Below are 11368 nucleotides of genomic sequence, written 5' to 3' on the forward strand. Positions count from 1 at the left end.
GCCGGGCCCGGGCTGCACCGAACGGGGTAGCCCGGGCCCGCCGGCGCGGCGTGGCGGGCCGCCGCCCCGGGCGGCCCGCCCTGTAATGGAGCCGGGCCGTCCCCGGACGGGACGCGCGGCAGAAGGGCACCCGATGCACGAGATGTCCATCGCGCTGGCCGTCGTCGGCCAGGTGGAGGAGGCGGCCCGCACGGGCGGTGCCACCGCCGTCCGCTCGGTGTGTCTCCAGGTCGGAGAGCTCGCCGGGGTCGTGCCCGACGCGCTGCAGTTCTGCTTCGAACTCGCCTGCGCGGGAACGGTACTGGAGGGCGCCACGCTGCTGCCCGAGACCGTGCCCGGCCGCGCCCGCTGCGCTTCCTGCGCGGACGAGTGGGCGGTCGGCATGCCACCGCAGCTCTGCTGCCCGCACTGCGGCGCGGCCGCCGCCGAACTGCTCTGCGGGCGCGAGCTGCAGATCCTCAGCGTGCAGTGGGACGACGGGCAGGCCGTCGCCGCATGCGGTGCGGCGGAGCACGGCATGGACGAACACCGCGCCCCGGCCCAGGAGTACGCCCGCCAACGGATCCACGAGGAGCGCTGAACCATGTGTCGTGTGGTCGACCTTCAGCAGGCGGTACTCGCCAAGAACGACGATTGCGCCCAGCGGCTGCGCGCCGAGCTGGCAGCCCGTGGCACCGTCGTCGTCAATCTGCTCTCCAGCCCCGGCAGCGGGAAGACCGCGCTGCTGGAACAGGAGCTGGTGCTGGCCCGGGAGCGGGGGGTGCCGGTCGCGGCGCTGACCGCCGACCTGGCCACCGAGAACGACGCCGTGCGCCTGGCCCGTTCCGGAGTGCCGGTCAAGCAGGTACTCACCGACGGGCTCTGCCACCTGGAGGCCGGGATGCTCGGACGCCACCTGGAGGGGTGGCTCCCCGCGGGCACCCGGCTGCTGTTCGTGGAGAACGTCGGCAACCTGGTCTGCCCGGCCTCCTACGACCTCGGGGAGACGCTGCGGGTCGCGCTCGCCTCGGTGACGGAGGGGGAGGACAAGCCGCTCAAGTACCCCACCGCGTTCGGGCTGGCGCAGCTGGTCGTGGTGACCAAGACCGACATCGCGGCGGCGGTGGGCTTCGACGAGGCGGCCTTCCGGGCCAACGTCCAGCAGGTAAACCCCGGTGTGGAGGTGCTGCTGACCTCGGCGCGCGGCGGCGCCGGCCTCGGCGCTCTGCTCGACCGGGCGCTGGCCGTCGGCGCGGGCGCTCCCGCCCACCGCCCGGTGATGGCCATGACGCCGCATGCCCACGAGCACGAGGGCGGTCACTCGCACTCGCACTCGCACTCGCACGATCACGTGCACGGGCCCGGCCCGAGCCGCACGCACTCCCACCGCCCGTCGGCGTCCCCGGTGCCGGCCGTCCCCGGCGGCCTCGCGCAGCCGCGTTCGTGACGGCCCCGCAGCCGGTGGCCGGCCCGCCGACCGCCGTGGTTGCGCGCGCCTCCGCCGCCGAACCGGTCGAGCGCAGGCGGGTGGAGGTGCGGGGCGTCGTCCAGGGCGTCGGGTTCCGGCCCTTCGTGTACTCGCTCGCCACCGGTCTCGGCCTGAGCGGGCAGGTCGCCAACACCGGCGAGGGGGTGATCGCCGAGGTCGAGGGCCCGCCGTACGCAGTCGCCCGGTTCTGCGAGCGGATCGCCGCCGAGGCACCGCCGCTGGCCCTGGTGGAGTCCGTCGACCACCGCCCGCTCCCCGTCCGGGGCGAGGACGGCTTCGCCATCCACCTCTCCCGGGCGCAGGGCCGGGCCCGCACCCTGGTCTCCCCGGACGTCGCCACCTGCGCCGACTGCCTCGCCGAGCTGGCCGACCCGGCCGACCGCCGCCACCGCCACCCCTTCATCACCTGTACGCACTGCGGGCCGCGCTTCACCATCGTCACCGGCCTGCCCTACGACCGGGCCCACACCACCATGGCCCGGTTCCCGATGTGCGCCGACTGTGCCCGCGAGTACGGCGACCCGGGCGACCGCCGCTTCCACGCCCAGCCCGTCGCCTGCCCCGCCTGCGGACCACGGCTGAGCCTGCTGGTCGCCCGCCCGGAGCACGACGGGCCCGCGCTGCCGGCCCTCGGCGCCGACCCGATCGCGCAGGCCCGGCGGCTGCTCGCGGCCGGGGCGATCCTCGCCGTCAAGGGCATCGGCGGCTACCACCTCGCCTGCGACGCCTCCAACACCGAGGCGGTGGAGCTGCTGCGCCGGCGCAAGGGGCGCGGCGACAAGCCGTTCGCGCTGATGGCCGGGGCGATCGGTGACATCGAGCACCTGGTCAGGCTGAACCCGCAGGAGCGCGCGCTGCTCACCGGCAGCGTCCGCCCGATCGTGCTGCTGCGCCGCCGGGCGGACTCCCGCGGCACGCACCCCGGGGCGCCGCAACCCGCCGACGCGGTGGCACCGCGCAGCGCCGACCTCGGCATCATGCTCCCGTACACCCCGGTGCACCACCTGCTGCTCGGGCTGCCGGGGGATCCGCCCGGGCCCCGGTTGCTGGTGATGACCAGCGGGAACCTGTCCGGCGAGCCGATCGTCACCGACGAGGGCGAGGCGCTGGAGCGCCTCGCCCACCTGGCCGACGCCTGGCTGACACACGACCGCCCGATCCAGGTGCCCTGCGACGACTCCGTGGTGCGGGTCTGCGACGGCGAGCAGCTGACGGTCCGCCGCTCGCGCGGGTACGCGCCGCTGCCGGTGGCGCTGCCGCTACCGGTGCGGGCGGCGCTCGCCGCCGGTGGGGACCTCAAGAACACCTTCTGCCTGGGTGAGGGGCGCCGCGCCTGGCTGTCCGCGCACATCGGGGACATGGACGACCTGCGCACCCAGGAGTCGTTCGGGCACGCCGTACGGCAGTTGGAGGCGATCACGGGCGTCAGGCCGGAGCTCCTGGCGGCCGACCGGCACCCGCGCTACCGCTCCGCGCAGTGGGCGCAGCGCCGGGCCGACGGCCGGCCGCTGATGCGGGTGCAGCACCACCACGCGCATGTCGCGGCGGCGATGGCGGAGCACGGCCTGGACGGTCGGGAGCGGGTGATCGGCGTCGCCTTCGACGGGACGGGGTACGGCGACGGTGGGGCGGTCTGGGGCGGTGAGATCCTGCTGGCCGACTACGACGGGTACCGGCGCTTCGCGCACCTGGCCCATGTACCGCTGCCCGGTGGGGATGCCGCCGTGCGGCGGCCGTACCGGATGGCGCTGGCCCATCTGCGGGCGGCGGGCATCCCCTGGACGGCCGACCTGCCCTGCGCGGCGGCCTGCCCGGCCGAGGAACGGCGGCTGCTGGCAAGGCAGTTGGAGCGTGACCTGAACTGTGTGCCGACCTCCAGCATGGGGCGGCTGTTCGATGCGGTCTCCTCGCTCGCCGGGGTGTGCCACCTGGCGGGGTACGAGGCGCAGGCCGCGATCGAGCTGGAGGCGGCCGCGCTGGCCGGCCCCGGCCCCGGCGGTGGCGGCCCGGGCCGGGCGGGCTACACCTTCGAGTTCGAGCCGGGCGGGGCGTCCCGGGCCGCCGACCCGGCGCCGGTGCTGGCCGCCGTGGTCGCGGACCTGCGGGCGGGCGTACCGCCCGGCGTGATCGCGGCGCGCTTCCACGCGGCGGTGGCCGGCCTGGTGCGGCAGGCCTGCGCGCTGGCACGCGAGCGGCACGGGCTCGGTGTGGTGGCCCTGACCGGCGGGGTGTTCGCCAACACCCTGCTCTCCTCGGCCTGCGCGAGCGGGCTGCGGGAGGACGGCTTCACCGTACTGCGCCACCGGCTCGTACCCCCGAACGACGGCGGGCTGGCGCTCGGTCAGCTGATGGTCGCCGCCCGCGCGCAGGGCGCGCCCGCCCACTGACCACCGTGCCGGCCGTCCGTCACCGGCCGCCGATGTCCGGCCGGCCATCGCCGGCCGGTACCCGGCGTGGTGGCGCCGGACCACGGATCGTACCCACAGCGAGGAGAACCACCCATGTGCCTGGCGGTACCCGGCCGAGTGCTGGACATCGAGGAGCGGGACGGCACCCGCATGGCCACCGTCGACTTCGGCGGAGTGGTCAAGGAGGTGTGCCTGGAGTACCTCCCCGACCTCCAGGTCGGCGAGTACGCCATCGTCCATGTGGGATTCGCCCTGCAACGGCTGGATGAGGAGTCGGCCCGGCACACCCTGGAGCTGTTCGCCAATCTCGGGCTGCTCCAGGAGGAGTTCGGCGACCCGTGGGAGCAGGCCGCGCAGGAGCTCGGAGCGCCGTGGCCGGGGGACGTCGGGGCGGCGGCGGAACAGGCGCCGGAACAGGCACCGGAACAGGCGGCGGTGCAGGCGGAGCCGGTGGCGCAGACGGAGGCAGTGGAGGCAGCGGCAGTGCGGGAGGCCCGGCAGTGAAGTACATCGACGAGTTCCAGGACCCCGAGCTGGCCCGGCGCCTGCTCGACGACATCCACGCCACGGTGACCAGGCCGTGGGCCCTGATGGAGGTGTGCGGCGGGCAGACGCACACCATCATCCGGCACGGAATCGACCAACTGCTGCCCGAACAGGTCGAGTTGATCCACGGCCCGGGCTGCCCGGTGTGCGTCACCCCGCTGGAGGTGATCGACAAGGCGCTGGAGATCGCCTCGCGCCCCGGGGTGATCTTCTGCTCCTTCGGTGACATGCTCCGGGTGCCCGGCACCGACCGCGATCTGTTCCGGGTCCGCGGCGAGGGCGGCGACGTCCGGGTGGTCTACTCCCCGCTCGACGCGCTGCGGATCGCCCAGCAGAACCCCGGAAAGCAGGTGGTGTTCTTCGGCATCGGCTTCGAGACCACGGCTCCGCCCAACGCCATGACGGTGTACCAGGCGCGCAAGCTCGGCATCACCAACTTCAGTCTGCTGGTCTCGCATGTGCGGGTGCCCCCCGCGATCGAGGCGATCATGCGCTCCCCGAGCTGCCGGGTGCAGGCCTTCCTCGCCGCCGGGCACGTGTGCAGCGTGATGGGCGTCGAGGAGTACCCGGAACTGGCGGAGCGGTTCCGGGTGCCCATCGTGGTGACGGGGTTCGAGCCGCTGGACATCCTGGAGGGGGTGCGGCGCACCGTGCGCCAGCTGGAGCGCGGCGAGCACACCGTGGAGAACGCCTACCGGCGCGCGGTGCGGCCCGAGGGCAACCCGGCGGCCAAGGCGATGCTGGAGGACGTCTTCGAGGTCACCGACCGGGCCTGGCGCGGCATCGGGGTCATCCCCGAGAGCGGCTGGCGGCTCTCCGCCCGCTACCGCGAGTTCGACGCCGAGCACAGGTTCTCCGTCACCGGGATCCGTACCGAGGAACCCGCCGCGTGCCGCAGCGGCGAAGTCCTGCAGGGCCTGCTGAAGCCGCACGAGTGCGAGGCCTTCGGCACCACCTGCACCCCGCGCAACCCGCTGGGGGCCACCATGGTCTCCAGCGAGGGTGCCTGCGCCGCGTACTACCTCTACCGGCGGCTCGACGTCGCCGCGCCGCGACTGGAGGCGACCCCCGTTGTCTGACACCACCCTGCCCAGGTCCGCCCAGGCCGCGGACATCCTGGCGTGGACCTGCCCCGTCCCGCTGCGTGACCAGCCCCGGGTGGTGATGGGCCACGGCGGCGGCGGCGCGATGTCCGCCGAGCTGGTCCAGCACGTCTTCGCGCCGGCCTTCGGCGGACCGGTGCTGGCGCAGCTCGGCGACTGCGCCGCCCTGACGCTCGGGGGAGTACGGCTGGCCTTCTCCACCGACTCCTTCGTGGTACGGCCGCTGTTCTTCCCCGGCGGCAGCATCGGGGACCTGGCCGTCAACGGCACCGTCAACGACCTGGCGATGAGCGGCGCCAGGGCGGCGTACCTCTCCTGCGGGTTCATCCTGGAGGAGGGGGTGGAGATCTCCGTCCTCGCCCGGGTCGCGCAGGCGCTCGGGGCGGCCGCCCGCGCGGCCGGGGTGGAGGTGGCCACCGGCGACACCAAGGTGGTGGAGGCAGGGCACGGGGACGGCGTCTACATCAACACGGCCGGCATCGGCCTGATCCCGGCCGGGGTGGACCTGCGCCCGGAGCGGGTGGTGCCCGGGGACGTGGTGATCGTCAGCGGCGCAATCGGCGTCCACGGAGTGGCGATCATGAGCGTCCGCGAGGGCCTGGAGTTCGGCGTCGAGATCGAGAGCGACTGCGCGGCGCTGGGCGGCCTGGTGGACGCCATGCTCGCCGTCACCCCCGACCTGCACGTGCTGCGCGACCCGACCAGGGGCGGGCTGGCGGCCGCACTGAACGAGATCGCCTCGGCGGCCGGGGTCGGCGTGGTCGTCCAGGAACGCGCGGTGCCCGTACCGCCGCCGGTGGCCAATGCCTGCGCGGTGCTCGGCCTCGACCCGATGTACGTCGCCAACGAGGGCAAGCTGGTCGCCTTCGTCCCCCGGGAGCACGCGGAGGCCGTCCTGGCGGCGATGCGGGCGCACCCGCTGGGCGCGGGGGCGGCGGTCATCGGCGAGGCGGTGGCGGAGCACCCCGGCATGGTGGTGGCCCGCACCGGCCTGGGCGGCACCCGGGTGGTCGACCTGCCGATCGGGGAGCAGCTGCCGCGGATCTGCTGAGCGGCCCCGGGCCGGCCCGGGTGCGGCGCACGGCGGCCGCCCCGGGCCGCGCCGTGCTCAGGTGCGGCCGAAGCGGACGGTGTGGTCGGCGAACTCCACCGCCATCTCGTCGGTGACGGTGGGGCGGGTGCGCCGGGTGGTGGCGAGGTAGTCCTCCGTCGTGGGGCGGGCCCGGCGGCCGGTGTCCATGGTCAGCTCGAAGGTGGCCTGGGCGACGGTACGGGCGGCCTGCGCGATGTCCGCCGGGGTGAAGCCGTCGCTGGCGTCGGCGAGTGCGGCGACGTCCACCTCGGCCCCGGCCCTGGCCAGGTAGCTGGACCACAGCGCGCACCTGGCCTCGTGGTCGGGCGGCCCGATCGGCAGCACGTAGTCGAAGCGGCCGTGCCGCAGGAACGCCGGATCGAGGGCGGCCACGTTGTTGGTGGCGCAGACCAGCAGCCGGCCGTCGCGGTCCCGGAAGCGCACGATCGACTTCAGCAGCTCGTTGACCACGCCGACGAACGCCGGGTCCGCCTCGCTGCGCAGGCCCGCGACCTCCTCCACCTCGTCGATGAACACCAGCACGTGGTCCAGCTGCTCGACCTCGCCGAAGCGCCGGCTCAGGCCGCCCGCCAGCCCGCCCTCCAGCGCCAGCCGGGACGGGAAGAGCTCCATGAACGGCCACCCCAGCCGGCCGGCCACCGCCTGGGCGAAGGTGCTCTTACCGGTGCCGGGCGGGCCGAACAGCACCACGGCCTGCGGCGGCTCGACGCCGTGCTGGGCGGCCAGCTCCGGGTGGGTCAGCGGCAGCACCAGGCGGCGCTCGATGAGCCGCTTCTCGGCGCTCATCCCGGCGAGCCGGCGCCAGAGCCCACTCGGCGGGACCAGCGCGCCGAGTGAGGCCAGCAGCACCACGTCCTGGGCGGTGACCGCCTGGGCCTTCTCGAAGTAGGTGAGGCCCTCGCGGGGGCGGAAGCCCGCGTTGCGCAGCGCGGTGGCACCGGTCTCGTCCGGCGGGAGCACCGTCGCCAGCGTCCGCACCCCGGCCCCCTGCATCCGGTGCTCCAGGGCCGACAGCAGCTCGGTGCCCATGCCGAGGTTGCGCCAGGCGGGGTGCAGACAGATCCGCAGCACCCAGGCGCGGTCCCCCTCCACCCGGCCCACCGCCGCCCCGACCAGATGGCCGTCGGCCACCGCGACCACGCACGGGTGCAGGGCGTGCAGGGCCGCGACGACGTCGGACAGGCCGAACACCGCGGGCGCGTCGGTCGTGCCGCTCTCGGCGTCCAGCCGGACCACGGCCTCCAGGTCGTCCGGGGTGAAGTCGCGCACATGCCAGCCGGCCATGCTCAAGCCTCCGGTTCGCCAGCCTGCCAGTTCAATCATCGCCCCGGCGGCGCCCGGGTGCGGGGGCGGACCATACCGGTGGCCGCTCACCGACCGTGACGGGCGCTGCGGCGGGTGGCGACCCGCCCGGACGGCGCACCCGGGGCGGTGCGCCGTCGAACGGCCCTCGGGGAGCGGGCCGGGGGCGGCCGCCGGCGTGCCCCGGGCACGGTGATCGGCCGTTGATCGGGCGTAGAGCCGGGGCGTGGAGCATCACCTCTCAGGGAAACCGGACGGCGGCCACCGCCCCGGCCGGAGCGAGAGCCGACCGTATGACGGCCGGTCCGATCCCCAGTGCCGCAAGTGACATGGCTCAGGCCGGCGAAGACGCGGGGCTGCTGCCGCCGATCATCGGGCCGGTCACCGACCCCGGCGCGCGCGGGTCCAAGCAGGTCGACATCGACTACTACGGGCACCGCTACAAGCTGATGACCAGCGCGATCCTCTACAAGCAGGCCTCGCTGCGCGCATTCGACAAGATCTTCTGCATCGCTCCCAACGTCCGGCTGGAGCCGCTGGAGACGGCCGGCACCAACCGGCACCTGGCCGAGTTCCACCAGCTCGACGTGGAGGTGGCGGGTGCCTCCCGGGAGCAGATCGTCCAGCTGGTGGAGGATCTGGTGCGGCACGTGGTGCGCGGCACCCTGGCGGCGCTGCCCGAGACCGCCCCGGTGGTGGCCGCGTACCGGCTGGCGCCCGAGGCCGCCCGGCTGCTGGACCTCGCGGCCGGGTACGTACCGCTCGGCTCGCTGGCCGCGGTACGGAACGCGCTGGAGCCCGAGATCGCGGCCGAGCTGCGCCGCCGGGAGCGGACCGGCGCGCAGCGGGTCATCGCCCCCCGGCGCGGGGTGCTGCTGCGCCGTACGGTCACCCGCGAGGGCTGGGACCAGGCCCGGCTGCTCCCGTTCGGGTGCGCCTGCGAGGGCGGTGCCGGGTACGGGTCCCAGCGCGGCGAGGAGGGGGGAGAGGAGGCGGCTTCCGGCGAGGGGGAGCTGCTGCTGACACCGGTCGGGGACTACCTGCTCACCGAGCGGGCGCGGGTCACCCCGGAGCGGCGGGAGGCCGCGCTGGCGGCGCTTCGGAGGTGGGACGGGATGTGCTGGTGACGCCGGGCGGGGCGGCGCCGGGCGGGTGGAGTCGGCGGTGACGACCCGTCCGGGGGTGGCGGTGTCACGGGTGGTCCGTCCCGTTGTACGGGGGCACCTCCCGGGAGGCGGGCGTGGGGGAGGCTGCCTGCCCCGGGGGAGCGCGCGCGTGGGTCCGGACGCGGCGGCTGCCCCCAGAGTTGGACTGGACCACCTGGTGGGTCAGGGGCCCCGGTGCACGATTACGGTATGAACACACTCTTTTGACCGAATGTTGACCGGGGTGACCGTGTGGACCTCGACCGATGGCCACCTCGCGCCGACGGCCCGGCCGATCACCGCGCGGACCCGCTGTGCGGGGGGCTGCGCGCCCGCCGTCCGGCGGGGGTGGGTGCCGGTGACACCCGCCGAAGGTGGGGTCTGGTCGAGCCCGCCGGGTGAGCCCGTTCTGACCTCTCCTCAGGATCATTACACCATCGGCGCTTTGGTGAACCCGGTGGCCCTCGGGGCACTTTGCATGTCTTCGACAAGCTTATGACTCGTCAGTAACATAGCGTGCGGCGGCCGTTCCCGTGCCGCCTGCGCCCACCGACCTGGGGCGGTGTGTCTCGCCCGCCGCTCCGAAGGGGACTTGTTGAACAGCTCCATACGTACGGGCGTTCGCCCTGCCATCGCCACGCTGCTGGTGTTCGGCGGCGCCGCCTGCGCGGCCCCCGCCACCGTGCCGCAGAACTCGGCGCTCGTCGTCTCGACGGTGACGGACTCCGCCACACCGACCGGCGCGGCCTCACCGTCCGGCCGTGCCGCACAGGCATCGCCGGCGGCCCGGGCCGGCACCGCGGCCCCGTCCTCCGCCGCGCCCTCGCGCGCCGGCGCGGCGGGCGTGCTGCCGGTGACGGCCGCCCAGCCGGGCAGCCAGCAGCTCGCCATCGGCACCCCGGGGCAGGCCGGGCCCGCCGTGGCCCCGGCGCCCAAGAACATCCGGCTCGCCTCCTACGACCCCGGCGCCGGCACCGCGGTGCTGACCACCGCGCCCGCCCCGGAGTCGCAAACGGCGGCGCCGGGCGCGGGGCAGGCCCAGCCCACGACGCCATCCGCGGTGCCGACCGCCGTGCCGTCCGCCGCCGCATCGTCGTCCGGCCCGGCCGCCCCGGCGCGCGCCGCCTCCGCGGCGCCGTCGGCGTCCTCGGTGTCCGCGGCGCCGTCGGCCGCCGAGGCGTCGAGCCCGGCCGCCGCGGTGAAGCCGGGCCAGCTGATCGCCAGCCCGCCGACCGCCGCCGCGCCGAAGGGCGCACTGGTGGCCGTCACCGAGGTGCACCCGGCGAGCGCCGACAGCGTGAGCGTCTCGACCCGCCCGGCCACCGTGGCCGAGCTGCTCGGCGGCGCCGAGGCGGACGGCCAGGTCGCCGTGGACCCGCACGCGGTCCAGGTGACGCCGCTGGTCAAGGACGTGAAGGCGTCCTTCGGCCGGCAGAACGGCACGACCACCGCGGATGCCTCCGGCACCCTGGCGGTCGACGTGAAGGCCCCGATCCCGCTGCCCGGCGGCGCGAGTGCCGAGGCCTCGGGTTCGGTCGAGCTGCACCCCGCCGTCCGCTTCGCGTACCACGGGGCCGGCCCGGGCAGCCCGCGGACGGCGTCCATCGGCTTCGACCTCGGCGCCCACGCCCAGTGGAAGATCAACGGGCAGTTCGAGCGCGGCACCGGCGCGGCCCCGCTGAAGGTGCCCTTCGCGGAGCTGCACGCCAGCCCCGTCCTCACCGTCGCCGGCATGCCGATCGTGGTGAACCTCGGGCTGACCTGCTTCCTGGAGATCAGCGCGGACGGCAAGGTCACCATGTCGGCCGAGCAGGAGTTCACCGGCGCCTGGGCGGTCCGCGCGGACTACACCGGCGGCAGCGGCTGGACCCCGACCACCGACCCGGGGGACACCAAGGTCTCCCCGGTCCGCTTCCAGCTGGACGGCAAGGCCGCCGTCCGTGCCGGCCTCGGCGCCGAGGTGAGCGTCGGGCTGTACGACACTGTGGGTGTCGAGGCGACCCTCGAACCGTACCTGCGCGCGCAGGTGGACGGCTCGCTGTCGGTGGACACCTCCGGTGCCCCGCCGAAGGTCAAGGGCGCCTGGGCGCTCTACGGCGGCGTGGACCTGAACGGCGCGCTGTCCGCGCACCTGAAGATCTTCGGGACGCCGTTGATCGAGAAGAAGATCCCGCTGCCGGTCTTCCACCGGGAGTGGCCGTTGCTGGGCGGTAGCGCCGCCCCGGTGCCCCCGGCGCACTGAGCCCGGTGCGCAAACCGAGCCCGGCGGGCTGACTCCGGCCGGCGCCCTCACCCGGCGCCCG

9 protein-coding genes are annotated in these 11368 nt (G+C 75.1%); 8 read left to right on the forward strand and 1 reads right to left on the reverse strand.

Annotation, left to right across the window (positions count from 1 at the left end; all coding sequences use genetic code 11):
* Positions 1 to 133 precede the first annotated feature (133 nt).
* The 6 genes from ACIBH3_RS26910 (at position 134) to hypE (ending at position 6576) form a co-directional block, all read left to right on the forward strand.
* Positions 134 to 580: a hydrogenase maturation nickel metallochaperone HypA gene (locus ACIBH3_RS26910; protein WP_396314655.1), complete on the forward strand. Its 447-nt coding sequence runs from the start codon at positions 134 to 136 to the stop codon at positions 578 to 580.
* A 3-nt stretch (positions 581 to 583) separates the two neighbouring features.
* Positions 584 to 1426, forward strand: a complete 843-nt coding sequence (hypB, locus tag ACIBH3_RS26915; RefSeq protein ID WP_396314656.1) for a hydrogenase nickel incorporation protein HypB — start codon at positions 584 to 586, stop codon at positions 1424 to 1426.
* Between the two features lie 14 nt (positions 1427 to 1440).
* The gene (gene hypF / locus ACIBH3_RS26920) at positions 1441 to 3855 is read left to right on the forward strand and encodes a carbamoyltransferase HypF (protein ID WP_396314700.1); all 2415 of its coding nucleotides are present in this window, start codon (positions 1441 to 1443) and stop codon (positions 3853 to 3855) included.
* Between the two features lie 114 nt (positions 3856 to 3969).
* Entirely contained in the window at positions 3970 to 4380 is a 411-nt protein-coding gene (locus ACIBH3_RS26925; RefSeq protein WP_396314657.1) for a HypC/HybG/HupF family hydrogenase formation chaperone, read from the forward strand.
* A complete protein-coding gene (gene hypD / locus ACIBH3_RS26930) occupies positions 4377 to 5501 on the forward strand; it encodes a hydrogenase formation protein HypD (protein WP_396314658.1) in 1125 nt (374 codons plus the stop codon). The genes ACIBH3_RS26925 and hypD overlap by 4 nt, the downstream gene beginning before the upstream one ends.
* The gene (gene hypE, locus ACIBH3_RS26935) at positions 5494 to 6576 is read left to right on the forward strand and encodes a hydrogenase expression/formation protein HypE (protein WP_396314659.1); all 1083 of its coding nucleotides are present in this window, start codon (positions 5494 to 5496) and stop codon (positions 6574 to 6576) included. The genes hypD and hypE overlap by 8 nt, the downstream gene beginning before the upstream one ends.
* 57 nt (positions 6577 to 6633) lie before the next feature.
* Here the strand turns inward: hypE and ACIBH3_RS26940 are convergent, their stop codons facing one another.
* The gene (locus tag ACIBH3_RS26940) at positions 6634 to 7902 is read right to left on the reverse strand and encodes an ATP-binding protein (protein WP_396314660.1); all 1269 of its coding nucleotides are present in this window, start codon (positions 7900 to 7902) and stop codon (positions 6634 to 6636) included.
* 347 nt (positions 7903 to 8249) lie between these two features.
* Here ACIBH3_RS26940 and ACIBH3_RS26945 point away from each other — a divergent pair, with 347 nt between their 5' ends.
* Positions 8250 to 9047, forward strand: coding sequence for an amino acid--tRNA ligase-related protein (locus ACIBH3_RS26945; RefSeq protein WP_396314661.1), 798 nt, complete (start codon positions 8250 to 8252; stop codon positions 9045 to 9047).
* 613 nt (positions 9048 to 9660) lie between these two features.
* Positions 9661 to 11307 carry a hypothetical protein gene (locus ACIBH3_RS26950; RefSeq protein WP_396314662.1) on the forward strand — a complete coding sequence of 549 codons (1647 nt, stop codon included), beginning with the start codon at positions 9661 to 9663 and terminating at the stop codon, positions 11305 to 11307.
* Positions 11308 to 11368: the final 61 nt, after the last annotated feature.

The sequence above is a fragment of the Kitasatospora sp. NPDC050543 genome, assembly GCF_044457565.1.
Lineage (GTDB): Bacteria > Actinomycetota > Actinomycetes > Streptomycetales > Streptomycetaceae > Kitasatospora.

Excerpts from the sequence above, each read along its gene's own strand:
- ACIBH3_RS26910 (WP_396314655.1), top strand. The coding sequence starts at position 134 with ATGCACGAGATGTCCATCGCGCTGGCCGTCGTCGGCCAGGTGGAGGAG.
- hypB (WP_396314656.1), top strand. The coding sequence starts at position 584 with ATGTGTCGTGTGGTCGACCTTCAGCAGGCGGTACTCGCCAAGAACGAC.
- ACIBH3_RS26925 (WP_396314657.1), top strand. The coding sequence starts at position 3,970 with ATGTGCCTGGCGGTACCCGGCCGAGTGCTGGACATCGAGGAGCGGGAC.
- ACIBH3_RS26940 (WP_396314660.1), bottom strand. The coding sequence starts at position 7,902 with ATGGCCGGCTGGCATGTGCGCGACTTCACCCCGGACGACCTGGAGGCC.
- ACIBH3_RS26945 (WP_396314661.1), top strand. The coding sequence starts at position 8,250 with ATGGCTCAGGCCGGCGAAGACGCGGGGCTGCTGCCGCCGATCATCGGG.